This is a genomic window from Halopenitus salinus (assembly GCF_055397165.1).
This window is the reverse complement of record NZ_AP043853.1, coordinates 2,193,820-2,218,482: the sequence shown is the minus strand read 5'-3', so window position 1 is coordinate 2,218,482 and position 24,663 is coordinate 2,193,820. Positions and strand designations below refer to the sequence as shown.

Annotated in this window: 25 protein-coding genes; 8 read left to right on the top strand and 17 right to left on the bottom strand. The window is 62.7% G+C overall.

What is annotated here, in order from left to right:
* Positions 1-8: 8 nt before the first annotated feature.
* The gene (locus ACZ5YD_RS12940) at positions 9-932 is read left to right on the top strand and encodes a 3-hydroxyacyl-CoA dehydrogenase family protein (protein WP_379743955.1); all 924 of its coding nucleotides are present in this window, start codon (positions 9-11) and stop codon (positions 930-932) included.
* Positions 933-993: 61 nt separating this feature from the next.
* Here the strand turns inward: ACZ5YD_RS12940 and ACZ5YD_RS12935 are convergent, their stop codons facing one another.
* The 3 genes from ACZ5YD_RS12935 to ACZ5YD_RS12925 are packed head-to-tail and all read right to left on the bottom strand — an operon-like array spanning position 994 to position 3,233.
* Entirely contained in the window at positions 994-2,346 is a 1,353-nt protein-coding gene (locus tag ACZ5YD_RS12935) for an NAD(P)H-dependent oxidoreductase (RefSeq protein ID WP_379743957.1), read from the bottom strand.
* Positions 2,347-2,367: 21 nt separating this feature from the next.
* Positions 2,368-2,802 carry a VOC family protein gene (locus ACZ5YD_RS12930; protein ID WP_379743959.1) on the bottom strand — a complete coding sequence of 145 codons (435 nt, stop codon included), beginning with the start codon at positions 2,800-2,802 and terminating at the stop codon, positions 2,368-2,370.
* Between the two features lie 5 nt (positions 2,803-2,807).
* Positions 2,808-3,233, bottom strand: coding sequence for a VOC family protein (locus tag ACZ5YD_RS12925; RefSeq protein ID WP_379743960.1), 426 nt, complete (start codon positions 3,231-3,233; stop codon positions 2,808-2,810).
* A 206-nt stretch (positions 3,234-3,439) separates the two neighbouring features.
* On the opposite strand from ACZ5YD_RS12925, the gene ACZ5YD_RS12920 reads away from it, so the two are divergent.
* On the top strand, positions 3,440-3,586 hold the full coding sequence (locus tag ACZ5YD_RS12920) for a hypothetical protein (protein WP_379743962.1): 147 nt from the start codon (positions 3,440-3,442) through the stop codon (positions 3,584-3,586).
* Between the two features lie 39 nt (positions 3,587-3,625).
* On the opposite strand, the gene ACZ5YD_RS12915 is transcribed toward ACZ5YD_RS12920, so the two are convergent.
* The gene (locus tag ACZ5YD_RS12915; protein WP_379743964.1) at positions 3,626-4,432 is read right to left on the bottom strand and encodes an NAD(P)-dependent oxidoreductase; all 807 of its coding nucleotides are present in this window, start codon (positions 4,430-4,432) and stop codon (positions 3,626-3,628) included.
* Here ACZ5YD_RS12915 and ACZ5YD_RS12910 point away from each other — a divergent pair.
* Positions 4,382-4,684, top strand: coding sequence for a hypothetical protein (locus ACZ5YD_RS12910; RefSeq protein ID WP_379743966.1), 303 nt, complete (start codon positions 4,382-4,384; stop codon positions 4,682-4,684). The two genes, ACZ5YD_RS12915 and ACZ5YD_RS12910, sit on opposite strands and share 51 nt — an antisense overlap.
* Positions 4,685-4,957: 273 nt before the next feature.
* Here ACZ5YD_RS12910 and ACZ5YD_RS12905 read toward each other — a convergent pair whose 3' ends face one another.
* From ACZ5YD_RS12905 to ACZ5YD_RS12890, 4 genes are all read right to left on the bottom strand, one after another.
* Complete coding sequence (locus ACZ5YD_RS12905; protein WP_379743968.1) at positions 4,958-5,716, bottom strand: VOC family protein; 759 nt, start codon at positions 5,714-5,716, stop codon at positions 4,958-4,960.
* A gap of 779 nt (positions 5,717-6,495) precedes the next feature.
* Complete coding sequence (locus ACZ5YD_RS12900) at positions 6,496-7,020, bottom strand: tripartite tricarboxylate transporter TctB family protein (protein WP_379743970.1); 525 nt, start codon at positions 7,018-7,020, stop codon at positions 6,496-6,498.
* Between the two features lie 59 nt (positions 7,021-7,079).
* Entirely contained in the window at positions 7,080-8,606 is a 1,527-nt protein-coding gene (locus ACZ5YD_RS12895; protein ID WP_379743972.1) for a tripartite tricarboxylate transporter permease, read from the bottom strand.
* 234 nt (positions 8,607-8,840) lie between these two features.
* The gene (locus tag ACZ5YD_RS12890) at positions 8,841-10,037 is read right to left on the bottom strand and encodes a CaiB/BaiF CoA transferase family protein (protein WP_379743974.1); all 1,197 of its coding nucleotides are present in this window, start codon (positions 10,035-10,037) and stop codon (positions 8,841-8,843) included.
* A gap of 232 nt (positions 10,038-10,269) precedes the next feature.
* Here ACZ5YD_RS12890 and ACZ5YD_RS12885 point away from each other — a divergent pair, with 232 nt between their 5' ends.
* Entirely contained in the window at positions 10,270-11,466 is a 1,197-nt protein-coding gene (locus ACZ5YD_RS12885) for a CaiB/BaiF CoA transferase family protein (protein ID WP_379743975.1), read from the top strand.
* A gap of 24 nt (positions 11,467-11,490) precedes the next feature.
* Here the strand turns inward: ACZ5YD_RS12885 and ACZ5YD_RS12880 are convergent, their stop codons facing one another.
* The 5 genes from ACZ5YD_RS12880 to ACZ5YD_RS12860 form a co-directional block, all read right to left on the bottom strand.
* Positions 11,491-12,282 carry an enoyl-CoA hydratase/isomerase family protein gene (locus ACZ5YD_RS12880; RefSeq protein WP_379743977.1) on the bottom strand — a complete coding sequence of 264 codons (792 nt, stop codon included), beginning with the start codon at positions 12,280-12,282 and terminating at the stop codon, positions 11,491-11,493.
* A 170-nt stretch (positions 12,283-12,452) separates the two neighbouring features.
* On the bottom strand, positions 12,453-13,238 hold the full coding sequence (locus ACZ5YD_RS12875; RefSeq protein WP_379743979.1) for an enoyl-CoA hydratase/isomerase family protein: 786 nt from the start codon (positions 13,236-13,238) through the stop codon (positions 12,453-12,455).
* A gap of 150 nt (positions 13,239-13,388) precedes the next feature.
* Positions 13,389-14,522, bottom strand: coding sequence for a Bug family tripartite tricarboxylate transporter substrate binding protein (locus ACZ5YD_RS12870; protein WP_379743981.1), 1,134 nt, complete (start codon positions 14,520-14,522; stop codon positions 13,389-13,391).
* Between the two features lie 217 nt (positions 14,523-14,739).
* Positions 14,740-15,240 carry a gamma carbonic anhydrase family protein gene (locus ACZ5YD_RS12865; RefSeq protein ID WP_379743983.1) on the bottom strand — a complete coding sequence of 167 codons (501 nt, stop codon included), beginning with the start codon at positions 15,238-15,240 and terminating at the stop codon, positions 14,740-14,742.
* 111 nt (positions 15,241-15,351) lie between these two features.
* Entirely contained in the window at positions 15,352-15,777 is a 426-nt protein-coding gene (locus ACZ5YD_RS12860; RefSeq protein ID WP_379743985.1) for a universal stress protein, read from the bottom strand.
* Positions 15,778-15,904: 127 nt separating this feature from the next.
* Here ACZ5YD_RS12860 and ACZ5YD_RS12855 point away from each other — a divergent pair, with 127 nt between their 5' ends.
* The 3 genes from ACZ5YD_RS12855 to ACZ5YD_RS12845 all read left to right on the top strand — a co-directional run bounded on the left by ACZ5YD_RS12855 (position 15,905) and on the right by ACZ5YD_RS12845 (position 19,663).
* Positions 15,905-16,696 (top strand): IclR family transcriptional regulator, encoded by a 792-nt coding sequence (locus ACZ5YD_RS12855; protein ID WP_379743987.1) that lies wholly within the window; start codon positions 15,905-15,907, stop codon positions 16,694-16,696.
* A 187-nt stretch (positions 16,697-16,883) separates the two neighbouring features.
* Positions 16,884-17,966: an ADP-ribosylglycohydrolase family protein gene (locus tag ACZ5YD_RS12850; protein ID WP_379743989.1), complete on the top strand. Its 1,083-nt coding sequence runs from the start codon at positions 16,884-16,886 to the stop codon at positions 17,964-17,966.
* Positions 17,967-18,496: 530 nt separating this feature from the next.
* Positions 18,497-19,663, top strand: coding sequence for an enolase C-terminal domain-like protein (locus ACZ5YD_RS12845; protein ID WP_379743991.1), 1,167 nt, complete (start codon positions 18,497-18,499; stop codon positions 19,661-19,663).
* Positions 19,664-19,714: 51 nt separating this feature from the next.
* On the opposite strand, the gene ACZ5YD_RS12840 is transcribed toward ACZ5YD_RS12845, so the two are convergent.
* The 4 genes from ACZ5YD_RS12840 to dctP all read right to left on the bottom strand — a co-directional run bounded on the left by ACZ5YD_RS12840 (position 19,715) and on the right by dctP (position 23,256).
* Positions 19,715-20,998 carry a TRAP transporter large permease gene (locus tag ACZ5YD_RS12840; RefSeq protein ID WP_379743993.1) on the bottom strand — a complete coding sequence of 428 codons (1,284 nt, stop codon included), beginning with the start codon at positions 20,996-20,998 and terminating at the stop codon, positions 19,715-19,717.
* On the bottom strand, positions 20,991-21,569 hold the full coding sequence (locus ACZ5YD_RS12835) for a TRAP transporter small permease (protein WP_379743995.1): 579 nt from the start codon (positions 21,567-21,569) through the stop codon (positions 20,991-20,993). The genes ACZ5YD_RS12840 and ACZ5YD_RS12835 overlap by 8 nt, the downstream gene beginning before the upstream one ends.
* A 75-nt stretch (positions 21,570-21,644) precedes the next feature.
* Positions 21,645-22,079: a universal stress protein gene (locus ACZ5YD_RS12830; RefSeq protein ID WP_379743997.1), complete on the bottom strand. Its 435-nt coding sequence runs from the start codon at positions 22,077-22,079 to the stop codon at positions 21,645-21,647.
* Between the two features lie 52 nt (positions 22,080-22,131).
* The gene (gene dctP / locus ACZ5YD_RS12825) at positions 22,132-23,256 is read right to left on the bottom strand and encodes a TRAP transporter substrate-binding protein DctP (RefSeq protein WP_379743999.1); all 1,125 of its coding nucleotides are present in this window, start codon (positions 23,254-23,256) and stop codon (positions 22,132-22,134) included.
* A 365-nt stretch (positions 23,257-23,621) separates the two neighbouring features.
* Between dctP and ACZ5YD_RS12820 the strand changes: the two genes are divergently transcribed.
* On the top strand, positions 23,622-24,650 hold the full coding sequence (locus ACZ5YD_RS12820; protein WP_379744001.1) for an ABC transporter substrate-binding protein: 1,029 nt from the start codon (positions 23,622-23,624) through the stop codon (positions 24,648-24,650).
* Positions 24,651-24,663 lie beyond the last annotated feature (13 nt).

Genomic DNA, 24,663 nt, shown 5'->3' with positions numbered 1-24,663 from the left:
GGAACGCCATGGAGCACATCTCGATCATCGGCGCAGGAGACATGGGACACGGGTTCGCGGTACACTTCGCGTTACACGACTGGGACGTGACGGTCGTCGATCACCGACAGTCGAACCTCGACGAGGCGAGCGAACGTATCGAGGAGACGGTCGAATTCCTTCGCGACGAGGACCTCACCTCGGAGACGCCCGAGGCCGTCCTGGATCGGGTCTCGTTCACGCTGGACCGGGCGGACGGCGTCGCCGACGCCGACGTCGTTCTCGAGAGCGTTCCGGAGGAACTCGAGATCAAACGCGAGGTGTTCGAGGACCTCGCGGAGTCGGCCCCCGCGGACGCGCTCCTGGCGAGCAACACGTCGGGGATCCCGGTCACCGACATCGCGGAGGGCAACGAGGCCGCAGACCGTATCGTCGGCTGTCACTGGTGGTACCCACCCTACCTGCTCACCCCGGTCGAGGTCGTCCGCGGCGAGCGGACGAGCGACGAGACCGTGGCGCGGACCGAATCGCTGCTGGAGGGCGTCGATCGCGACCCGATCGTCGCCGAGCGTGACGTCCCGGGGTTCGTGTGGAACCGGATCCAGTTCGCGGTGCTTCGCGAGTGTCTCCACCTCGCCGAGGAGGGCGTCGCCTCGCTCGAGGACATAAACGCCGCCGTCCGCGACGGCTACGCCCGCCGGACCTCGATCATCGGTCCGATGGAGACGGCCGACATCGCGGGTCTCGACCTCTTCGAGACGAACGCGAGGAACCTCTATCCCCACCTGTGTGACGACGACGAGCCGGGCGAGCTGTTCGCCGACCGGCTGGAGTCGGGACGGGGCGGGATCGAGGACGGCGCCGGGTTCTTCGAGTACGATGAGTCGCCCGAGGAGATAACGCGTGATCGCGACGAGCATCTGGCGGCGCTCAAGCGGGTGCTCGACGAGTAGCCGGGCGACGAACAGCGGGTCGGATCGAGAAAAAACGGACCGGGATGGGGTTCCCGGGAAACTACAGCGATGCCTCGGCGTCCTGCAGCATCCGAAGCCGGTAGAGGAACGACTCCTGATCGACTTCGACGTCGTCGAAGGTCACGATGTCGTCCTTCTCGAGGTCGGTGGTGACGGTCGCATCGTCGAGCAGCTCGAGGGGGACGTAGTCCTCCTCGGTGGCCGTCTCCGCGTCGACGAGCAGCCCGTAGACGGTGTATCCGCCCCCGCCGTCGAGTTCGTCGCCGGGCGCCAGGTCCTTTTTCGCGGCGCCGACGACCTCGGCCTCGCGGTTCTTCGGTACGCCGGTCGGCTCGTTTCGAAGCGCGGCGTTCGCCACGCTGACCGACGTCTCGGTGCCCGGGAGGTGGTGCGGGCGGTAGAACAGCTGGTATTTGCCCTCGCTGGCGATGTACATCCCCGACCCGCCGTACTGGTCGAGGTACTGTTGGACGCGCTCGTTGGGGGTCGTCGTGACGATCCAGACGCCGAACTCGATGTCGTTTTCGACCTGGGTCTCGTCGGGTTTGAGCGAGCTGATCGTGTCGACCACGCCCGTACGATCGAGGAGGCCGCCGTCCTCCTTGGGACGCATCTTCTCCGGGATGTCCTCGAGTTCGGCGGTGGGAAGGTGCATCCCCGGAACGTCCGGCTTCAGGCCGGTCGCGTTCGCCACCGCGCACATCTCGACGGCGACCTTCGTTCCGTCGAGGAAGGAGTTGTACATGTACGGGTTGAGCTGGTTCTCCTCGACGAACTCCTCGTCGAAGCCCCAGCGCTCGAAGACGTCCTCGGGGGTCCCGTAGCGGTACTCCTCGATGAACGGGTTGCCCTTTCCGGCGGCGACGACGTCGAGGCCGATCGTCTGCGCCCAGTCGTAGAGCTCCGCGAGGAGCGCCGGCTGGTCGCCGTAGGCCATCGAGTAGGTCACCCCGGCCTTCTCGGCGAGCCGCGCGAGGGTCGGGCCGACGACGGTGTCGGCCTCGACGGTGACCATGACGACGTGTGTCTCGTTCATGATGGCCGTATAGGCGTGTCGGGCCCCGAACTCGGGGATCCCGGTCGCCTCGACGACGACGTCGACGTCGGCGTTAGCCAGATCCACACCGTCGGCGATGACGGCCCGGTCGCCGCTTTCGATCGCCGCCTCGAGGGATTCGGTCCCGTCGACCTGTTCGATGAGCGCGTCGTCCACGCCCGCGTTCTGAAGCGTCTCTACCGCCTTGTCGGTCTCGATGTCCGCGAGCGCCGCGGTCCGCATGCCGGGAGCGCGTTCGACCTGATCGACCAGCCGCGTGCCGAACAGGCCGGCTCCGATGACGCCGACATCGATCGGTTCGTCGAGTTCCGTAAGCTGTGATGGGATGTTGAGCATTATGTATCGTCCGCTAGTTCCTCATGACTCGTCCGCTATCTCCTCGACGAGCTGGAGGTAGATCCCCTCGCTCGTCTCCTCGTCCATGTCGAGCAGTTTGCAGTCGGGGAAGGTCGGCGCGATGATCGGCTCGTCCCACGCCGGTTCGATCCCGCGTTCCGCGAGCGCGGCGACCGCCTCGTCCATGTCGTCGACCTCGTAGGCAACGTGGTTGAGTCCGTTCCCGTGCGTCTCGTGGAACTCCTCGATCTCCGGGTGTCCCCGGGGGAGCTGCACCTCGATGTAGGTCTCGCCGACCTCGAAGACGGCGGCGTCGTAGCCGGCATCGGGCATCTCCCGGTGGGCGACGAACGACATGCCGAGCGCGTCCTCGAAGAACGGGCGGTACCGGTCGAGGTCGTCCACGGTGTACGCCACGTGATGTACGCGTTTGAAGAGGTCCTCGTCGTCGAACATCACGGTCACTCCGAGAGCAGCTCGATCACGTTTCGGTCGGGATCGTACACGTAGGCCACATCGGCGCCGTTATCGAGCGTCTGTGGGGGATTGATGAACTCGACGCCCTCCGATCGAAGGTCCTCGTAGGTCGCATCGAGGTCGTCGACCTCGAGACAGAAGTGGGCCGCGCCGACGTCGTTGTTCGAGACCCCGCGGTTCGCGTCGTCCCCCGGGGGGTCGTGGTACTCGAGCAGCTCCACCGCACAGCCGTCCGCATCGAGGAATACGATGTCGACGTCCACCCCCTCGACGCCGACGAACTTGCTGAACTCCTCGCTCGCGAACGAGAGCTCGTCGACCACCTCCATGCCGAGGGTGTCCCGATAGAACGCCAGTGCGTCGTCCATGTCCGATACCGTCACGCCGTAGTGGTGCGCGCTTCCTATCATCGTGATCTCCGTTCGCGGTCGCGCCGCGGTTGCCCCGCAGTCGTCCTGCGGTGTGGTTTCGACTGCCGTGTCGGGAGGTCAGATCGGACCCGAGCCCGACAGCGGCTCGATCCGAAGCTCCCATCGAACGCGCCGTCTGTGTGCCGGCCGCCGATCGATGGTTCGCCTCGGACACAACCACCGTATTGGGGGATATATAGCTTACTATGGCAGTCGATGACTATCGAAGCACCTCGAAGACGGGAAGCCCCGTCGGAGGGGAGGAGATCCGGGTGAAGGGAGGAGATCCGGATGAAGGGAAAATCTCCGGGTGGGGGGAGAAGAGCAGCGGAACGAAACAGGTGAATGGGTAATGAGTTCTCGAAACGGGAGCGGTCCGGGCGAACGCGGGATCAGATGATCCGACCCTCGCTCTTCGAGCGTCCCTCCTCCGTGGATTCGATCTCGGCGTCGAACATGTCGGCGTAGAACTGGAGCAGGTCGGGGTGGGGGCGGTCGCCGTATCCGGCGTTTATTCCCTCGCGGTGGAACTGCTCGACGAAGTTTCCGAGCGGGAGGTAGGTCTCGTATTTGTCCGCGAGGCTCTTGAGCTCGACGAGGTCCTTGTGTGCGACGTCGAGGTGGAACTTGTTCCTGTAGACGCCGGCGTCCTCGTCGATCGCGAAGTGCCGTTCGAACTCCTCGAACTCGTTCGAGAAGAAGGAGTCCAGCTTGTCGTCGTATATTTGGGTGTAGTGGCGAAGCGTTCGATACAGCGTCGAGGGATCGACGCCGAACTCGTCGGCGAGGAGCAGCCCCTCGATGAAGATGACGAGCGTCGTCTGGCCGACGTGGTTGTGAATGAGCTTGACGAACTGCGCGTCGCCCACCTCGCCGATGTGGTAGACGTCGGTGGCGATGGCGGAAAGCACCTCCCGATTGTCGGAGATCCGGTCCGCGTCACCGCCGATCATGATGGTGAGTTCGCCCGTCTGCGCGCCGACCTCGCCGCCCGTGATGGGGCTGTCGTGGTAGTTTATGCCGGCGGAATCCGCCTGCTCGGCGAGCTCGCGTGCGGTCAGCGCCGAGAGCGTGCTCGTGTCGAAGACGTCGGTCCCGGCGTCCCCGTGCTCGACGATCGCATCGAGCGCGGCCCTGGAGGCGTCGGGGTGGGGCAGCGAGAAAACGATCGTCGAGGCACGCCGAGCGATCCCGACCACGCGGGGATCGACACCACGGTCTCGCTCCACGAGCCGCTCGGCGACGAGGTGTTGATGTACCTCGACGGTCCCCAGGGCGAGCTCCGGACGGTCATGCCGGTCGACTCCGAGATCGACGAGGGCAAGCACGCCTCGATCGTTCCACGGGTGGAGTCGCTGTACCTGTTCAACGAGAAGACCGGCGAGCGGTTCGTGCGCGGCGACCTCCAAAGTGACGCCACGGCCGAGGTCGTCTCGGACGCCGCGAACTGACCCCACAACGATCCGTCCCGACCCGGAGGACGCTCGTCGACGACCCCCGGTCGGGAGGCGTTCTTTATTGCTCGACTCCCAGAGAGGATAAAGACGTATATAATTATTACGATTACAACACTACGACAGTAATGCCGACCGGACGAGCGATACGTCGTCGACTCACGACGGCGCGAAGCGAATGGCGAACCCGTGGCCGACGAGGTTCGCCGAGCGATCAAAACGATCCGGACGAGGCGGGACTGGACGGCGGACGCGACGTCGATCGACCGATCAGTCGTCGGTGACGACCTCGATCTCGTGGCCGTCCCGGTACTTCGTGAACGCGTAGCGGTCGTCACACGATTCGGGATCGCGGTAGTCCTCGGCGTCGCGAGCCATGAGGTCCTCCCAGGTCCCGTGGAGGTCGTCGGTACGGACCGCCAGGTGGCCCCAGGCGTCGCCCATGGTGTAGGTCCGGTCGTCGTAGTTGTAGGTCAACTCGACGGCCATCTGCTCCTCGCTCGCCCCGACGGGCTTCATGAAGTAGTTCGCGAAGGTGTCGGCCTCCCACCGCTTGCCGGTGTAGGCGTACTCGAGCTTGCGGGCCCACCAGCCGAGCGCCTCGTCGGGGTCCTCGATCCGGATCATGGTGTGATCGAGGCTCCAGGGCGCGCCGTGGTCGCGCTCGACGATCTCGACCTCGTGGCCGTCGGGGTCCTTCACGAACGCGTAGTCGCCGCCGCAGGACTCGGGATCGCGGTAGTCGTCGACGCCGCCCTCCATCAGCCCCTCGTAGGCGCTCTCGAGGTCCTCGACGCGGACCGCGATGTGTCCCCAGGCGTCGCCCATCTCGTAGCTTCGCCCGTCGTGGTTGTAGGTCAACTCCAGCTTGGCGCCGTCGTCGGCCATGTCCTCCGGGCCGAGGAACACGTTGGTGAACGTGTCGGCCTCCCAGCGGCCCTTCTCCTCGTACTCGAGGTGGGTCTTGTACCACTCGAGGGATTCCTCGAGGTCCTCGACGCGCATCATCACGTGATCGAGTGACAGCATGTGGATGATCGGGCGTCGCGTGAGCGTAAAAGCGTACCGAAGACGAGGAAACGCGTACAAAACGAACTGGGCGTTGGGTCGCGTCGATTCTTGCCGAATTGGAGCGGCAGCGAGGCCTTGGAGGCGGGGCTCTGTGGTCCGTGGATCGATGTATCTAAACATATTTGAGATCAGTAATGTTTGCTATTCTATTTTTTAAGTTATATGTTCGATGGAGTTCCAAGCCCCGTGGGAAATCACCTGAAATCGGTCGCCGTCCTCAGCGAGGACAGCTCCCGAGTAATCGGCGTCATCGACGAGAAATTCGACACTATCGGATCGATGACGGCGATGTATCTCGACTGGAAACCATCGTGTCGTTTGTCGTCACGTCGAACGGACCCTGAAATCTCGAACTTTGCTCGCTTCAGGACCCACAGCACCGTACAGCCAGTCGTCATCGATGATGCAGATCACTGCCTCGTCAACCGCGAGCGGATCCACATTTACCGCCGAGATCGGATGTAAATCGGCGTTCTTCACCCGATCGTGAATAGAGACGTGACTACGTTTGAGCCAAATACATCTAAAATATTACTTTTATCCAATATTGATATGAAATATATTAACATCTAATCGCAACTCAAGTGATTCACTTCAGGTCCCGATCGCGCTCCGCGAACAGCGGATCGAACCACACGAGAGACTCGCCGAGGCGGTCGGATTCCGTCGCAGACGCGCAGAACTCGCCCGCTTCGTCCCCTAAATTAAACGTGAGCGGCGGAAGATCCCGAAACGGACTACACGAGCCCGTCGACCAGGATCCCCAGCTCGCGGAACGGTCCGGTTCCGTACGGCAATGCGATGTTCATGAAGTTTCTGAACAGTATGAACACCAAAACGGTGATGAGAACGCTATATATCGCCGCTCTGGGCATCGAATGGTACTCTAACGTCCAAAGGATCGCAAAGAGGAATCCCGGTGTTGCGACGAGGAACCCGACCTCCGGCAGGAGCAGGAAGTACGGGATCATCAACACGAGCGAGAGGACGAACCGACGGGTCTCGGGAGTGAACGCGGCGGGATTCAGACTATCCAGGGCGTCGCCGGTCGGGAGAAGCCCTCGAAAGTCGATGTCATCGCTTCGACGGTAGATGTTGAACGCGTTGAGCGCACAGGCGGCCATGATAATGACGAGGGCGATACGGGGCCAATAGGCGGCGCCGGGATCTCCAGATGCGGTGCTGACGCCCGAAAACCGGCTCGATCGGACGAACAGGAATATCGATATCACACCGATCGCCAGCGAGATGAGCAGGTCCACGGTGTCGTCGTACTCGTCGTCCCCGTCGAACGGCGACGTCTCGGGGGCCGAATCGGACATCACCGATCACCTCCGAGAGTGAGGAATCGGCGACCGACCGCGGTATCCTGTAACAGCGGGATCGTGAACAGGAGCACGGCGACGACGAGAAGCACCGCCGAGATCGGCCGCTGGAGGAATACGACGAACTCCCCGCTGGCCTTTACCAGTCCTCTGCGGAGACTGGACTCCGCGATCGGGCCCAACACGAGTCCGATGACGAAGGGGGCGATCGGGTAGTTGTAGCGGTCCAGGTAGAAGCCGGCGATGCCGAAAGCGAACATGACCCAGAGATCGAAGAGAATGTTCCGCGTGGCGAACGCCCCGATGATGGAGAAGACGAGGATCAGCCCGAAGAGGATCTCCTGTGGGACGTTGCGGATCTTGGTGAAGAGTTTGACGATCGGGCCGTTCATGAAGAGGATCATGACGTTCGCCAACAACAGCGCGGCGAAGATCGTCCACACGAGCGACTGGTTGTCGGCGATAAACGAAGGGCCGGGAGTGAGTCCGTGGAGAATGAACGCCGCCAGAATGACCGCGGTGGTTCCGCTCCCGGGGATCCCGAGCGCGAAGAGGGGCACGAACGCCCCGCTCGCCGCGGCGTTGTTGGCGGTCTCGGGCGCCGCCACGCCCTCCGGCACGCCGGTGCCGAACCGTTCGCGGATGTCCTGGGGTACGATCCGCTGGCCGAAGGTGTACCCGAACAGCGCGCCGGTCGTCGCGCCGGCTCCGGGGAGAATGCCGATCAGCGTTCCCGCGATGGAGTTGACCGACAGGATCCGCCGAAAGCGCTTGAAGTAGTGTAACGGCGGTCGCAGCGATCCGATCGAGGACCCCGCATCGTCGTCCGCATCGCCGATCATCTGTCCGCCGCTTTTGATCTGTTTGAGTACCTCTGCGACGGCGAAGACGCCGAGAATCACCGGGATCAGCTCCACGCCGCTAGTGAGCCGCTGGATGCCGAAGGTGAACCGCGGCGTCCCCGCCAGCGCGTCGAGTCCGATCGTGGCGGCGAGCACGCCCAACATCATCGTGATCACCGCCTTCGTGACGTTGCCGGCGCCGATCGTCGAGACCAGGGCGAGACCCAGGATGACGACGGCGAAGTACTCGGGATCCGAGAGGGTTCGCGACCAGGAGGCGAGCGTCGGCGAGAACAGGATGAGAATGATGACGCCGACGATACCGCCGACCGCGGAGCTGAAGACCGCGACGCGGATGGCCTCGCCCATTCGTCCCTGCTGGTTCATGGGATAGCCGTCCAGGGTCGTCATGATCGCCTCCGGAGCGCCGGGGACGCGGAACATGATGGCGCTAATCGACCCGGCATAGACGGCACCAACGTAAATGACCGAGAGCAACATGATCGCCGTGATCGGGCCCATCCCGTAGGTGAGCGGGATGAGCAACACGACGGTCATCGTCCCGTTGAGGCCCGGGATCGACCCGCTCATCATCCCCAAGAACAACCCGATGAGGAAGATGGCCATGTTGAACGGGGTGAAGATGTTCGCGAACCCGCCGAGCAGCTGTTCGACTACCATGATCCGTGTGTGGGTCCGGTGAGCCGATCGGGGGCGAACCTCGGAATTGCCCGACCGTACCGTTGTGGCGTGTACGCCCGGACGAACGGTGCTGCATGTCGGTCCGGGGCCCGCGATACCCACGTGTGAGGTTGTAACATCACGTAGGTCTATGTAGGACAGGTATTATTTAATTGTTGTGGTGGCGAACCGACGGACGTCACGGGGGACGCCCGACGAGCCGCTCGCCACGTGTCAGGATCCGAACGCCCCGGCCTCCCGAAGCGACTCGATCTCCGAGGAGGAATAGCCCGCCGCCCGGAGCACCTCGTCCGTGTGTTCACCCAGATCGGGTGCCGGGTTCTCGAACCCGTTGTCGGCGTTCTCGAAGTTCAACGGATGCTCGATGACCGGGACGTCGCCGTGTGTTTCGTGTTCGAGCTCGGTAAGGACCCCGCGAGCCTCGACCTGTTCGTTGTACAGCGCCTCCTCGACGGAGTTGACGGGTCCGGCGGGGATCCCCGCCTCCTCGACGAGCAGGTCCATCCACTCGTCCGTCGTTCGTTCGACCATCGACCGCTCGATTTCCGCCTCGAGCTCGTCCATGTGGGACACCCGGTCCGCGTTGGTCTCGAACCGATCGTCCTCGAGGAGTTCGGGGCGGTCGATCGCCTCACAGAACAGGGTCCAGAGCTTCGTGTTGAGACAGGCGACGTTGATGTATCCGTCGGCGGTCTCGTAGGTCTGATACGGTGAGAGGACCGGGTCTCGCGTCCCCATTCGACCGGTGGATTCGCCCGCGAACACCTTGCCGGCCTGTTTCGTCAGCCAGGGGATAGCCGCGTCCAGCATGCCGAGATCGATGTATTCGCCCTCGCCGGTCCGTTCGCGTCGATAGAGACTGCTCGAGATGCCGAAGGCGGCCCACATCGCGGTGATGAGGTCCGTCTGCGGGAGCCCGACCTTGACGGGCTGGCGGTCCTGTTCGCCGGTCACGTGCATGATCCCGCTCATGCCCTGGATCAGGAGGTCATAGCCCGGACGTTCCCGCCACGGCCCGGTCTGTCCGAACGCCGAAATCGCACAGTAGACGACGTCGTCGTTCTGCCGGCGGATCGACTCGTAGTCGACGTCGAGTTTCTCCGCGGTGCCGGGCCGAAAGTTCTGAATGAAGACGTCCGCCTCCGCCGCGAGATCGTAGAGCACCTCGGTCCCCTCCTCCGTCGTGAGGTCGATCTCGATGCTCTTTTTGTCGTAGTTGACCGTCCAGAAGTAGGGGGATTCCCCGTCAATGAACGGCGGTCCGGAGTGTCGATTGTCGTCGCCGACTCCCGGCCGTTCGACCTTGATCACCTCAGCCCCCTGGTTGGCAAGCATCAACGAGCAGAATCCACCGGTAACGAACGTCGTCAGATCCAGTACGACGATGTCCTCGAAGATCGTCTCACTCATGGCGTATCTACACGGCGACAGCAAGTATACATAAAGGTTGTGCACGGGTTCGGTTGCGACTCGACGAAGACGATCCCGGAGGGAACGGCCGGCGTTCGCACCCAGGATGAACGGATCCTCATCGGCGGCGGACGGACCACCCCTCCGCGGCGGCGGACCGTCTGACGGGACCGAACGTGTCTACCCCAAGATAAGAATAATTTATATATGATGACTTGAGATAAGTACACGCATGACGCAGGGATCACTAGAGCACATTACGGTTATCGATTTCTCACGGTTCCGTGCCGGACCGTGGTGTACGAACCTCCTCGGCGAACTGGGCGCCGAGGTGATCAAGGTCGAGCGGCCGGGAGTCGGCGACGCCGAACGGCACAGCTTCCCGGAACAGGAGGGGATGGGAGTCAGCTTCATCCCCCGTAACCGAAACAAAAAGAGCGTCACGATCGACATGAAGACCGACGAGGGGCGACAGCTCGTCGAGGACCTCATCGCGGACGCCGACGTCGTCGTCGAGAACTTCAGCCTCGGAGTCCTCGAACGGCTCGGCCTCGGGTACGACTACCTCCAAGAGGAGGTGAATCCGGGGCTGATCTATGGGTCGATCAAGGGGTACGGCGAGAAGGGCCCGTACAAGGACCGCAAGGGCGTCGACCTCGTGATGCAGGCCGAAGGCGGGCTGATGAGCGTGACGGGGACCGAGGATGGCGACGTCGTCAAGGTCGGACAGGCGATCGGCGACATCGGCGCCGGACTGTTCACGACGGTCGGGATCCTCTCCGCGTTGAACCACCGCGAACGAACCGGGGAGGGCCAGAAGGTCGAAACCAGCCTGTTCGGGACGATCGTCTCGTTCATGGAGGAGTACCTCACGATGTACGGCATGACGGGCGACGATCCGGGGCCGCTCGGGACGCGCCACCAGACGGGCGTTCCCTACGAGCTGTTCGATACGGCCGACGGGCAGATGGTGATCCACGTTCCGAGCCGGCGCTGGCAGGAGTTCGCGACGGACGTCCTCGACGCTCCCGACCTCGCCGAGTACGACTCACAGCAACAGCGGCAGGAACACTACGACGAGATCATGGAGGTCCTCCGGCCGAAGCTGCGCGAACGGACGACCGAGGAGTGGCGCGGGATCCTCGACGAACTCGGGTGTCCAAACGGACCGCTGAACCAAGTCTCGGACGTGGTCGAACACCCACAGGCACGCGATCGCGGCTACGTCTTCGAGTACGAGGACGAGAACATCGGCGAGGTGACGATGCAGGGCCACCCGTTCCACCTCTCGGAGACGCCGGGAAGCGTTCGGTCCGGCCCGCCGCTGCTCGGCGAGCACACGGGCGAGGTCCTGCGGGAGAAGCTCGGCCTCTCGGACGACGAACTCGAAACGCTGGTCGAAAAGGACGCGATCGCCGGCGACGTCTAGGTATTCGAACGCGAATCGGTCCGCCTATCTTCCCTCGAACTCGGGTTCTCTGTCGTTCATGAACGCCTCGACGCCCTCCTCGTGATCGCGGCTCTCCTTGGCCTGCTCCTCGAGTTCCTTCGACCACCGTTCCTCCGTTGGGGTGAGACCGTCCTTGTCCATGATGGCACGGATGATCCGCTTCATCCCGCTGAGCGAAAGCGGCGCGTTGCTCGCGATCGATTCGGCCATCCCGTAGGTCCGTTCGTCGAGATCCTCGCGGGGGACGACGTCGTTGAGCAGTCCCATGTCGTACGCCCGATCCGCGTCCACGAACTCCGCGGTGTAGAGGAACTCCTTGATGTCGCCGGGCCCGATGTGCGCCATTATCTCGCCGATCTCCCCGGCGCCGTATATCATGCCGAGTTTGGCGGGTGTGATACCGAACTGGGCGTCATCGACCGCAATACGGAGGTCACAGGAGGCGATGAGATTCATCGACCCGCCGAAGGTACCGCCGTTGATGCGGGCGATAACGGGATACTCGAAGTGTTTGATCGCCTCGATCATCTCCTCGAACTCGGCTTCCTCGGCTTCGACCTCGGGGCCATCGCCGTAATTTCGCTGATGATAGGAGATGTCGAATCCGGAGCTGAACGCCTTCTCTCCGGCGCCCGTGAGAACGAGACAGCGGACGTCACCACGCTCCTCGAGTTCCTCGACGGCGGCGATGATGTCCGCCAGAAGCGGGGGGCTCAACGCGTTTCGCTTGTCCGTATTGTCGATCGTGATCGTTGCAACTCGCTCGTCGACGTCAGTGCGAATCTGACCTGCCATCCGTTGTGGGGACAACTCCCTCATATATTAAATTTGTGTAGATCGAAGGACACCCATCCGCCGGATCCGGATCGGTCGCTCGAAAAAAAAAACCGGGTTCAAAGCGGGAGACGCCGATTCTCGACGGCGAGCCTCGAAATCGTCGGCCGCTATTCTCGAAAAACCCGTGGCTATCCCTCGTTGAACTCGTCGACGAGTCGACGTCGCTCCTCGGTGGCGAACTGCTCCCACCAGATCTCGGATTCGTGCTCGTGGGCCGTCTCGAGGTCGGGAGCGTTGGCACTGTGGTTGATCGCCTGCTTGGAGGCCTTCACGGCTCCCCGTCCCGTGTCCTGAATCGCGTCGACGATACCGTCGACCTCGTCGTCGAGGTCCTCACGCGGGACGACGCGATTCACGAGGCCGATGTCGTGTGCCTCCGCGGCGTCTATCAGCCCCGCGGTGTAGACGATCTCCTTCGTCTTGGGCTCGCCCACGAGCTGAACCATCCGGTAAGTGGAACCGCCCCCCGGGATCTGTCCGATGTCGGTCGTCGGGACGCCGAACTTCGCGTCGTCGACGGCGACGCGGAGGTCACAGAAGCTCGCGAGAACCAGCCCGCCGCCCACACAGTAGCCGTTGATCTTCGCGATCGTCACCGGATGGATCTCGTAGATGCGTTTGTACACCTCCTCGAATGCCATCCGCTGGCGGTCCTTCTCTCTCGGGTCGTGTTCCTCGGCCGGGCCCGCGTACTGTTCGATGTCCGCGCCGCTCGAGAAGGCGTCCTCGCCCTCGCCGGTGAGAACCACGACGTCGATGTCCCGGTTCAGCTGTATCTCCGAGAGGGCACGACTCAGGTCCAGGTACACCTCGGTGCTCAACGCGTTGTACACCTCGGGCCGGTGGAACTCGATCGTGGCGACTCCGTCGGCGACGTCTACGGTAATGCTCTCGTAGGCATCGTAACTTACCATGCGACGAGTATCCGACTAGGAGTACATAATGATTGTGTATGCGGAACGGCGGCGAAAGAACGGTCCGTCGAACGTCGGCATGTCCCTCACCCGGTCGTTCGGATCGGCGTTCGACGGTGCGGCGCGGAAACGAAACGGGCGGACGCGCGATTATGGGTCGTAGGCTTCCAGCGCCTCCTCGAAGAGGTCGACCATGTCAGCGAGATTCTCCATGTGCTCGGGTCCGGAGAGGTACCCCTCCCGAAGGTCGAGGTAGTTCGCCGACTCGAACTCCCGGTAGGCGTCGGTCTCCATCGCTTCCTGGACGATATCGGACCAGAAGTCGATCGCCTCCTGAGGAGTCCCGTCCTGGACGACGAGGGCTCGCTGGACGCCGAACTGAGCGTCCCATCCCGTGTCCTCGACGTTGGGGACGTCCTCGTACCCCTCGACTTCGTCCTCGATGCCGACGAAGAGGAGCTGGGCCTCGCCCTCCTCGACGATGGGCTCGATCTCGACGAGCTCGGCGTAGCCGCAGTCGATCTCGCCGGTGATGATGTCGTTTTCCATCTGGCCGGCATCGTCGTAGGCGACGATCTCCATGTGCTCGAGGATGTCCGCCTCCTGGGCGAACTGGATCGGAAACACCGCACTGTCGAGGCCGCCGGTGACGCCGAACTGGATCCCGTTCTCCGGTGCGCTGTCGACGAGTTCGTAGATGTCGTCGTAGGTGTCCTCGACGCCGCTCGTCCAGATCCAGCTGGTGTCGTACTGCATCCGGGCGATGCCCCCCCAGTCGTCGAGGGTGAAGTTCGCCGTTCCATCGGCGATGTTCGGCGCCAGGACGTTCGTGTCCGCGAAGATCGTGTGGCCATCGGCCGGTTGATCCATGACCGCCTGGGCGCCGTTCATTCCGCCGGCGCCCGTGATGTTCTCGACGTTGAGTTCGACGTCTATTCCGCGGTCACTGAGGATCTCCGCCGCCGGCTGGGCGACCTGTCGCACGGCGGTGTCGGTACCGCCACCGGCTCCCCACGGGACGACGAGCCGAACGTTCTGTTCGGGCTGCCAGCCGTCGTTTCCGCCGTTCCCGCCATTCCCGCCGTTTCCGCCGTTTCCGCCGTTCCCGCCGTTTCCGCCGTTTCCGCCGTTCCCGCCGTTCCCACCGTTTCCGCCGTTCCCGCCGTTCCCGCCGTTCCCGCTGCAACCGCTGAGGCCGGAGAGACCGACGGCACTCAGGATTCCGGCGTGTTTGAGGTAGCGACGCCTCGTGCTCGACGTGTCGTGTGATGGCTTGTCTGCCATGTGAGAACACATAGAAATGCCATTATTTATAATTTGTTGTTCGTGCGTGAGATGTCACGTTCAAAACCAATAGACGTTCCCAGGAACGGGGACACTGTCAGCGACTCTCGATCGCGGTTCGACGGACTCTCGATCGCAGTTCGATAACTGCACGCGGGCGATCGCTGTTCGTCGGGTGCTACTGCTTTCGCCGGGTGCCACTGCTTGTTTTCCGGCGCTACTGCATCGTACCCTGATCGCGGTACTCCGCGCCCAGCTCGACGTAGTGCTCCTGAATGCGACGGATCTCCTCGCGTTGTTCGTCCGTGATCGGGCGCGTCTCAGCGGGAATCCCGTAGGCGACGTGGCCCTCCGGGATGATCTGGTCGTGTCGGACGACGCTTCCGGCGGCGACGATGCTGTTGGATTCCACGGTGGCGCCCTCGAGCACCACGCTCGAGATGCCGATGAGCGAGTCGTCGCCGATGTCCGAATAGTCGATGACGACCCCGTGTCCAACGGTGACGCGATCGCCGATGTCGGACCCGTGGATCATGGAGAACTCCTGGACGTTGCTGTCCTCGCCTATCGTGACCTCGCCGCCGTCGCCCCTGAGGCAAACGAACGGCCACACGCTCGCGTTCTCCTCGACGGTGACGTCGCCGACGACGTAGGACATCTCCGAAACGAACGCCGAATCATCGATTTCCGGGGTGCTCCCGCGGATTGATCGGTTCATGATAGAGACCCACACCACAGTATTACTTATAATGATCGGTGGCGGCACCTTCGCGTGGTGAGACGCCGAACGGGAACTCGAACCGCTACCGGACGGTGGAGACGATCGCCGCTACCGAATGGTGGAGACGACCGGACAATCGGCGTTGAGCAGGATCGACTGCGCGACGCTGCCGAACAACGCCTTCCCGGTCGGGGAGCGTTTTCGGCCGCCGACGACGACGTACCGGGCATCGTTTCGCTCGGCATACTCGGTCACCATCTGGGAGGCCTCCCCGACCAATCCGACCGGTGTGTACTCGTCCGCGACGTCCGTTGCGACGTCGGCGGCGTGTTGGGACGCGAATTGCTTCACCTCGTCCATGGGGGCGGGCTGTCCAGTCTCCTCGTAGCTCGTCTGTTCCATCTTCCGGAACTTCGAGTTACTCAGCACGTGTACGACGTGAAGCGGAACGTCGAGGGCGGTAGCGAGGAACTCGCCCTCGGTGACCACTTCGCTGGCTTGTTCGGATCGATCGACTGCGGCGACGACGATCATGGACAGAAGGTTTCGGGGATAGGATATAAAAACACCGGATCGGTGAACGTGGCGCCCGGTGAGCGAATACGATCGTCTACAGCGTAGAACAGCAAGACATAATTGTGCCGTGTTCGACTCATCAGGTATGGCACCGTTCAACACAGATGGGAAGACGATCAAATCGACGAAGACTGCGTTCGACATCATAGAAATGATCGCGCGCGAGGACCGCCCCACGACGTCGCAGATCGCCTCGGAGATCGAATACTCCAGAAGTACGACGCACTATCACCTTCAGACCCTCCAACAGAACCGATACGTGGTCCACGACGGCGACGGATTTCGGCTCGGATTGCGGATCGCACACCTCGGAAACATGGCCGTTCGACAACACCGACTCGGCGGGATGGTCGAACAGGTGGCCGACGATCTGGCCGCGGACACCGGACGGATCGCGCAGGTTGCAGTCATGGAAGCCGGCGAGGGGGTCTGGCTGTACTCGTCGGGACATGCCGAACTCGAGGAATGGTCCACCGAGGTCGGTACCGGATTCGATCTCCACGCCACGGCCTACGGACAGGCGATCCTCGCGTACCTTTCCGAGGAAACGGCCGACGAGTGGATCACAGCCCACGATCTGCGGTCACATACCGAACGGACCCCGACGAGCCGTGACGCGCTGGAGGAACAGTTGAGCACCGTTCGAGAACACCGGTTCGCCTACAGTTCCGACGAGTTCGTGCCCGGAATAACCACCCTCGCAGCGCCGATCCTGGGGGAAAAGGAACGGACCATCATCGGTGCGATCGGGATCACCGACCACACGGATCGGATCGATGATCCCTACAGACATACCAAGGCGAAGCGGTTCTCGGACGAACCCCGAAAGCTCGTCCAGCGTGCCGCCAGGCTCACGAGCGACAGACTGAGCGATTGAACGGGGCCACAACGCGGATCTGATCGACGATATAGAACGGCTGGGTCGTTTGTCGAGGACGATGTGGCGCTTTCGACGGTTCTTCCCCGTCTCGAGGAGTTCCCCATTCGACAGCAGTACCACGGTTCGAGGACATGTAAAACGGATAATCTAAGAAGCTATGTGGTATCGGGGCGTTCGGTCGGGTATGACAACCGAGATCGCAGACGACGTGTACGGCTGCCTCATCGGGGGCGCGATCGGGGACGCGCTCGGCGCCCCGGTCGAAGGATGGACATACGAACGCATCGAAGAGGAGTACGGGACCCTACAGGATTTCAAGCAGTACGACATGCCGTACGCGAACACCCATGCGGGAGCGGTGACCAGCGACACCACGTTGAGACAGATCCTGAGTTTGGCGATCGTCGAGAACGGAAGCCGAGTTACGCCCGAGGAGTTCGGTCAGGTGTTCTGTGATCGACTCAATCCCGACCGGGTATGGATCAACGAGGAAATCATCGTAAACAAACTGAGCGCAGGCATGGACCCATGGAGCTCCGGAACCGGTTCCATACCCGACAACAAGATGACCTCCGCGATCACCCCCGTCGGGATCGTAAACCTCGGAGCTCCGACGCAGGCGTATCAGGACGGGTTCGTCCTGGCCTCGGTACTACAGGATGGGCCGGATCGACATGGAACGGCGACGGTCGCGGCAGGCGTCGCGGAGGCCATCACGCGGGGTGCGACGATCGACACGGTGTTGGCGACCATGACCGAACACGCGACCGGAAAGATGGATCGGGCGATGGACATCGCCATCGGGCTCGCCGAGGAGAGCGACACGCCGGAGGACCTGATCGAACGGCTGTACGACGAATTTCTCGACTGGAGGTGGCTCCCGTCGCGCTGGGATCGCGAAAAGTACCACGAAGGGGAGGTCTTCAGTGCGAATACGTTGGAGGTCGTCCCCGTCGCGGTGGCGATGTTGCGGATCTGTGACGGCGAGGTCAACCGGTCGATCATCGAGGGAGTGAACTACGGTCGCGATAGCGACGCCGTTGCGACGATCGCGGGAAGCATTGCGGGGGCACTACACGGGGCAGACGAGATCCGAAGCGACTGGAAGAGCAAATGTGAGACCGCAAACCGGGAGTTCTTCGCGGAACTCGAGGACGATCCCGATGCGGACTTTCGATCCATGGCGGATCGACTAGTGGGCGTACTGGAACGGGAGCGCGACCGGGCCGAGGAACGGGCCCGAATGCTCTCGGAGGTACTGGAGTAATTACAAACTTAGGTTTGTAATACCCTGGTGGGAGTACATCTTCGACCGCCAGGATTCGAACCCCGACATAGCATCCATCCAGATCCGATCCGGATCATAAACACGACCTAATGAAGCTCAGAAGTGCTCGGTGTGCCGGTCAACCACCGATTAGAGGAGTACGTCGCCGGTCGAAAACCCGAATTCACTCCCCGAAGCGAACGATCTGGAGCACATGGGACACCTTTACCAGATCTGGTTTCATGTCTAGATATAGTTTTATTGATATATAATATTACATATAGTATATGTAACAACATCAATATGTTATGTCGGGGCAGATCGGAGTAGCAAAGCATGGTCGTTACATGCGTTACTGGATTTGAAGAGCGCTACTCTCTGTATCGTGAGTAATGCCGGAGTTAAATCCAGAGTATGAATGATCACAAATACAAGAAATATAATATTAGAGTAACTATCACCCCGAAATATAAGGAACATTCAGACCTCGCCATGATTTATGGTGGTCGACCCCGACTCGACGCTCGAAGATGCCAACGATCACGAGGATCGAGACGACGGAGTTCGAGTTTCCGATCGAGGACATGGGCTATTCCGGCCACGGCTTCGATCCGGTCTACGAACCGGGGACGACGAGCTGGCGCAAGCTGTTCGCGTTCGAGGTCCACACGGACGTGGGGATCACGGGCGAGTACGTCGGAGCCAACTCACCCGGCGCGGCCCAGATCAACATGTTCGCGGACTACCTGATCGGGAAGAACCCGCTCAAGCGCGAGCGTCACTGGTCGGAGATCAAGCGCGCGCTGCGGAAGTACGACCGGATGGGGATCGGGCCGATCGACATCGCGCTGTGGGACTTCGCGGGCAAGTACTACGACGCCCCCATCCACGAGCTGCTCGGCACCTACCGCGAGCGCCTCCCCGCCTACGCCTCCACCTACGCGGGCGACGACGCCGGCGGGCTCGATTCCCCGGAGGCCTACGCGGACTTCGCCGAGGACTGTCTCGAGATGGGCTACGGCGGCTTCAAGATCCACGTGTGGGCCGACGAGCTGCGATCCGTCGATCGGATGGTCGAGACGGTCCACGCGGTGGGCGAGCGCGTCGGCGACGAGATGGACCTCATGCTCGATCCCGCCTGCCACCTCGAGACGTGGGGGGACACGCTCGAGGTCGGCAAGGCGTGTGACGAACAGGACTTCTACTGGTACGAGGACCCCTACAAGGACGCGGGACTCTCCCAGCACGGCCACGGGAAGCTGATGGAGAAGATCGACACGCCGATCCTCCAGACCGAGCACGTCCGTGGCCTCGAACCACACGTGGACTTCATCGCGAACGGCGCGACCGACTTCGTGCGCGCGGACCCCGAGTACGACGCCGGGATCACGGGCGCGATGAAGATCGCCAACGCCGCGGAAGGCTTCGGCCTCGACGTCGAGCTTCACGCCCCCGGCCCCGCACAACGCCAGTGCTTGGCGGCCATTCGTAACGCCAACTACTACGAACTCGCCCTCGTCCATCCCGACGTCGACAACCCCATCCCGCCCGTCTACAAGGGCGACTACGACGATCACCTCGAGACGATCGACGAGGACGGGACGGTGCCCGTGCCGGACGGCCCCGGCCTCGGCGTCGAGTACGACTGGGAGTTCATCGAGGACAACGCCACCGGCAGCGTCCATGTCTACGAGTAGGACGCGCCGCGGCGCGAAAACGTCGATCGAACGAAAACGGGGTGACCGACCCTACACTCCCGTGAGCCGCGGGAGCATGAGGGTTAGCTGCGGGAAGTAGACGATCGCCAACAGGACCGCGAGGTCGGCGGCGTAGAACGGGAGGATCTTCTTGCTGATCTCCCAGACTGGGACCTCGGAGACGCTGGACGCCGCGAACAGACAGATGCCGAGCGGCGGCGTGATGAGCCCGAAGTTCAGCGTCACGATGAACATGATGCCGAACTGGTAGGCGGGAATGCCGAGCGTCTCCGCGATCGTCGCGAGCGTCGGGGCCAGGATGATGGCCGCGGCGCCGATCTCGAGCCACGTCCCGACGAACAGGAGGACGAGGCCGACGACCAGCATGAAGCCGACGGGGCTGAGGCCCATCTCGACGAGCGTGTTACCCAGCTGGCGGGTGATTCCCTGGATCGCGAGCATCCACGAGAGGATGGACGCGAACCCGATGATGGCGTAGAGCTGCGTCGAGCGCTCGAGGGTGACCCGAAGCGACTCGACGATCTTGTTGCCCGTGAGCGAGCGGTAGAAGCCGCCGCCGATCAACAGCGCGTAGACACACGCCACCGCGGCGGCCTCTGTCGGCGTGAAGACGCCGCCGAGGATGCCGCCGAGGATGATCGCGGGCATCGTCAACGCCACGAGGGAGTCGAACAGCATCGAGGGAAGCTCCGAGCGCGTCATCTCGGGCGTGTGGCTCGGGAAGTCGTACTGGATCGAGAGGATCCCCGTGATCACCATGAGCGCGCCGCCGAGCAGGATACCCGGGATCACGGCGGCGGCGAAGAGGCCGCCGATCGAGTTGCCCGTCACCGAGCCGTAGATGACGATGATGATGCTCGGCGGGATGATCGGACCGATGATCGAGGAGGCCGCCGTGATCGCGGAGCTGAAGGCGTCGTCGTACCCCTCCTCGCCCATCGCGGGAATGAACACCGAGCCGAGGGCCGCCACGTCGGCGACCGCGGCGCCCGTGATCCCGGCGAAAAAGAGGCTCGCGAGAACGTTCGCCTGCGCGAGCCCGCCGCGGATCCGGCCGATCGTGTAGTTGGCGAAGTTCACGATGCGGTTCGTGATCCCCGATCGGTTCATCAGCTCCCCGGCGAGCAGGAAGAAGGGGATGGCCAACAGGACGAACGAGTTGAGCCCGCTGAAGATCCGGGTCACCCCGGTCGTCATCGACTCGCCGGCGATGTACAACCAGAGGTACGACACCGTTGCGATCGCGAACGCGATGTCCACGCGCAAGAAGATGAGCGCGAGCAGGACGATGAGGAGGGGAACGAGCTCAATCATCGGAGACCTCCCGTCGATCGGACGCCTCGTAGATCATGGCGTTCGACTCCCGCTCGAGGATGGCGAGTCTGAGCACTCGCGACAGCGAGAACAGCGCGACGAGCGCGCCGCTTATCGGAACGACCGAGTAGACCCACACCATCTGGAACCCCAACGCCGGCATCGTCGACCGAAAGCCGGCATCGAAGGCGTACTGTGCGCCGAAGAACACCCAGATCAGCCCGAGAACCGTGTAGAGAGCGGCGATGGCGATCTGGATCCCGTACCGGGTCGACGGGGAGAACCGGTCGTAGAACAGCCCGACGTGGAGGTGGTCGTCGGTGTTGACGAGCGACGCGGTGATCAAGAGCGCGAACCAGATCATCAGGTATCGCGACACCTCGTTGGCCCACAGAAGCGACTCGCTGAACACGTATCGCATGACCACGTTCAACATGACCACGCAGACGAGCAGCGAGAGAAACACGAGACACAGCTGTCGAATCCTGGTGTCGACCTCGTCCATGACGCCGTGGTACGTGCTCGCCACCTGATAGAGCGAGCTGTTCTTGTCGACGTTAATTCGTGGCATGGTTCGATTGAACGACTGACGGACGAATGGTCCGTGGTTGATCCGGGACGCGTCGGGAAACCGACGGCGACGCGGTCATCGATCCTCCTCCGATCCCGCTTCCGGAACGACCGTGACGGGGACGTCGGCGTCCAGAATGACGGACTGGACCGTGCTCCCGAAGATCGCCTTGCCGGTCGGCGACCGCTTTCTGCCGCCCAAGACGATCTGGTCGACGTCCCGATCGGATGCGAGGGAGACGATGGCGTCGTCAGGGTGTCCCTCCGCGACGAGTGCGTCGACGTCGAATCCTTCGTCCTCGAGCGCGTCGCGCGCCCAGGTGACGGTCTCGGGGACGTCGTCGTACTCCTGAAGGGAGAGCGTTCCGCCGAGGTCGGAGTCGATCTCCTCGAAGACGTACAGGACGGTCACCGACACCTCCTCGGATCGAACCGGGAGGTCGGAGACGGCGTTCACCTGTCGCCGCGTGCGCGTCTCGTCCTTTCGAACTGGAATGAGTATGTGGTACATGCTACGATGATGAGTGGAAAACGGTTGTGAGGCGAGGCGACCCGCTACCGGCTTACTGGTAGCCGAGTTCCTGTTCCGCCTGCTCGATCGCGTCGGTCATCTCGTCGACGAGCCCGGGGTCGTCCATCTGCTCGCGGACGATCTGGCCGACGGGCTCCTGGGTCGCCTCCTGGAACTCGGTGATGAGGTCCTGGGGCGGATCGAAGACGGTGACGCCCGCGTCCTCGACGGTCTGGACGCCGCGCTGGCGCTGGATGCGGTTGATCATCCGAGCGTCCTGGGAGGCGAGGCGGCCGGCGGTGAGCACGATCTGCTGGTAGTGCTCGGGCAGGTCCTGGAACCACGACTCGTTGGCGTGGATGAAGTTCATCGTGAAGACGTGTCGGTCCAGGATGATGAAGTCGAGCACTTCGTGGAGGTCGCCCGAGATGACGGTCGGGATGGAGTTCTCCTGGCCGGCGACGACGCCCTGGTCGATCGCCTGGTAGAGCTCGTTCCAGTCGATCGGGGTCGGGTTGGCGCCGAGCTGGCGAACGAGCTCCTGGTGGGCCTCGATCTGCATCGTCCGGATGTCGAGCCCCTCCATGTCGCTGAGCGAGCGGATCTCCGAGCCAGCGATGCCGAACGAGCGGAAGCCGCCGTTGTCGTACCACGTCAGCATGCGCAGGCCGGTCTGGTCGCGGAAGTCCTCCCAGAGCGTGTCGCCGAAGCCCTTGTCGAAGACGTAGTTCGCGACCTCGACGTTGCGGAACGCGTACGGAAGCGCGTACACGTTGATGTTGGGGTAGAACGGCGCGATGTGTCCCTCCGCCGTCGAGCCGACGAGCTCGAGCGAGCCGGACTGGTTCTGCTCGATCATCTCACGGAGGCTGCCGAGGGCGCCACCGGGCGAGATCTCGACCGTGAAGTTGCCGTTCGTCTGCTGTTCGACGTAGTTCTTGAACGTCGTCGCGGCGCGGTGCTGGTGCTGCTGGATGTCCTCGGGACCGGAGTGGCCGAGAGTCACCGTCATCTCGGGCATCGCCAGATCGTTCGCGTTCTGGGAACTCCCGCCGTTCCCGTTGCCGCCGTTGCCGCCGTTGCCGCCGTTTCCGTTGCCACCGCTGCCGGTCAGGGAGCTACAGCCCGCCGTGGAGGCGACGCCGGCCGTGATCCCGAGCGCGGAGGCTTTCCTCATGAATGAACGTCTGTTTTGAGTCATCGCATTCGTCGATTGGAGAGGACTATAATAAAAGTTATCAAACGACGCTCATTGCTCGAATTGGAGAAGTAAAACGCATGAAAGAACGTTGAATATCTAGATAATAATTATAAATACATATAACAAAATTCCGAGATAATAACTAAATTGACGAATACGGATCATTAATGAGTGGGTGGCGAACGGATCCGGAACGACGGCGACGATCGGAGGGCTTCATTCGCAAAACGGGAACACCCGTTGAAAAGAATGACGTTCGAGTCCCGCGGATCGGCGGACGATCGGTGCATTGAGGGTCGTGTCATCACAACGCATATGGCCGTACGCGATGAGGGAACGGCATGGAGCGATCACGACGGGGATTCCTCAAGGCGTTCGGCGGCGGCGGCGCGCTCCTCGGGGGCGCATACGTCGCGACCCGCGGCGTTCGAGGCGATCGTCGACCGGCGGACCTCGAGGAGTGGCCGCCGTCCGAGTCGTCCGGCCGGCTCAGTTACTGGTCGTGGCAACACTACTGGCGATCGCAGGCCGAGGCGTTCCAGTTCGACGCCGACCTCGAGGCGATCGACAGCGAGACCGTCCCGGCCCGCGACCAGTACCGACGTCTCGTCGACGGCGAGACGCCGGACGTCGTCACCCTTCCCACGAGGCAGTTCGAACGGGCCGTCGAGAACGACCTCCTCGCGTCCTTCGATCCCGAGGTCGTCCCGTTCTGGCCGCCACGGAACGAACTGCAGACGCACGACGAATCACTGTACGTGCGCGAGGACGGCTGTTACGGCGTCCCACAGACGCCGATGAGCTACGCGCTCGCCTACCACCGCGAGGAACTCGAAGAGCCCTCCTCGTGGAGCCTGCTGTGGGACGAGTCGCTCACCGGACGGATCGGGATGCCGGCCGACCCGATACTCGCCGGACAGGTCGCCGCGCTCTACACCGGCCAGGACCCGAACGACCCCGACGACGTCGACGCGATCCGGGAGGCACTCGAGACCCAGCGCTCGCTCGTCGGAACCTACTGGACCGACTGGAACGACTGCTGGCGCGCGTTCCGCGATGCGAGCATCAAGGCCGCCGTCCTCCCCAACCCCCGAATGTGTCTCTGCTCGCAGGACGGCACCCCGATCGTCATGGCCGAACCCAACGAGGGCGTCCTCTACGGACAGAACACGCTCGCGATCCCCAAGGACGCCTCGAACCCCTACACGGCCCTCGAGTTCATCGACTGGGGCCTCGAGTTCAAGACCGGCACCGACGCCATGTGGACCCCCGAGGAGTGGCCGCTCCGTCCCCACCGCATGCTCGAGACCGACGCGCGAGAGGCCTACCTCGAGGCGGCCGAGACGGTCGGGATCGACGGGGCGGAATGAGGAAATTCACGAG

What these genes read in the sequence shown, in the direction of transcription:
- ACZ5YD_RS12855 (WP_379743987.1), top strand. Translation starts at nt 15,905, where the DNA reads ATGGCACCGTTCAACACAGATGGGAAGACGATCAAATCGACGAAGACT.
- ACZ5YD_RS12930 (WP_379743959.1), bottom strand. Translation starts at nt 2,802, where the DNA reads ATGTTCGACGACGAGGACCTCTTCAAACGCGTACATCACGTGGCGTAC.
- ACZ5YD_RS12940 (WP_379743955.1), top strand. Translation starts at nt 9, where the DNA reads ATGGAGCACATCTCGATCATCGGCGCAGGAGACATGGGACACGGGTTC.
- ACZ5YD_RS12935 (WP_379743957.1), bottom strand. Translation starts at nt 2,346, where the DNA reads ATGCTCAACATCCCATCACAGCTTACGGAACTCGACGAACCGATCGAT.
- ACZ5YD_RS12895 (WP_379743972.1), bottom strand. Translation starts at nt 8,606, where the DNA reads ATGGTAGTCGAACAGCTGCTCGGCGGGTTCGCGAACATCTTCACCCCG.
- ACZ5YD_RS12845 (WP_379743991.1), top strand. Translation starts at nt 18,497, where the DNA reads ATGCCAACGATCACGAGGATCGAGACGACGGAGTTCGAGTTTCCGATC.
- ACZ5YD_RS12835 (WP_379743995.1), bottom strand. Translation starts at nt 21,569, where the DNA reads ATGCCACGAATTAACGTCGACAAGAACAGCTCGCTCTATCAGGTGGCG.
- ACZ5YD_RS12885 (WP_379743975.1), top strand. Translation starts at nt 10,270, where the DNA reads ATGACGCAGGGATCACTAGAGCACATTACGGTTATCGATTTCTCACGG.
- ACZ5YD_RS12860 (WP_379743985.1), bottom strand. Translation starts at nt 15,777, where the DNA reads ATGATCGTCGTCGCCGCAGTCGATCGATCCGAACAAGCCAGCGAAGTG.
- ACZ5YD_RS12830 (WP_379743997.1), bottom strand. Translation starts at nt 22,079, where the DNA reads ATGTACCACATACTCATTCCAGTTCGAAAGGACGAGACGCGCACGCGG.
- ACZ5YD_RS12890 (WP_379743974.1), bottom strand. Translation starts at nt 10,037, where the DNA reads ATGAGTGAGACGATCTTCGAGGACATCGTCGTACTGGATCTGACGACG.
- ACZ5YD_RS12850 (WP_379743989.1), top strand. Translation starts at nt 16,884, where the DNA reads ATGACAACCGAGATCGCAGACGACGTGTACGGCTGCCTCATCGGGGGC.
- ACZ5YD_RS12870 (WP_379743981.1), bottom strand. Translation starts at nt 14,522, where the DNA reads ATGGCAGACAAGCCATCACACGACACGTCGAGCACGAGGCGTCGCTAC.
- ACZ5YD_RS12865 (WP_379743983.1), bottom strand. Translation starts at nt 15,240, where the DNA reads ATGAACCGATCAATCCGCGGGAGCACCCCGGAAATCGATGATTCGGCG.
- ACZ5YD_RS12905 (WP_379743968.1), bottom strand. Translation starts at nt 5,716, where the DNA reads ATGCTGTCACTCGATCACGTGATGATGCGCGTCGAGGACCTCGAGGAA.
- ACZ5YD_RS12925 (WP_379743960.1), bottom strand. Translation starts at nt 3,233, where the DNA reads ATGATAGGAAGCGCGCACCACTACGGCGTGACGGTATCGGACATGGAC.
- ACZ5YD_RS12920 (WP_379743962.1), top strand. Translation starts at nt 3,440, where the DNA reads ATGGCAGTCGATGACTATCGAAGCACCTCGAAGACGGGAAGCCCCGTC.
- ACZ5YD_RS12875 (WP_379743979.1), bottom strand. Translation starts at nt 13,238, where the DNA reads ATGGTAAGTTACGATGCCTACGAGAGCATTACCGTAGACGTCGCCGAC.
- ACZ5YD_RS12820 (WP_379744001.1), top strand. Translation starts at nt 23,622, where the DNA reads ATGGAGCGATCACGACGGGGATTCCTCAAGGCGTTCGGCGGCGGCGGC.
- dctP (WP_379743999.1), bottom strand. Translation starts at nt 23,256, where the DNA reads ATGAGGAAAGCCTCCGCGCTCGGGATCACGGCCGGCGTCGCCTCCACG.
- ACZ5YD_RS12840 (WP_379743993.1), bottom strand. Translation starts at nt 20,998, where the DNA reads ATGATTGAGCTCGTTCCCCTCCTCATCGTCCTGCTCGCGCTCATCTTC.
- ACZ5YD_RS12880 (WP_379743977.1), bottom strand. Translation starts at nt 12,282, where the DNA reads ATGGCAGGTCAGATTCGCACTGACGTCGACGAGCGAGTTGCAACGATC.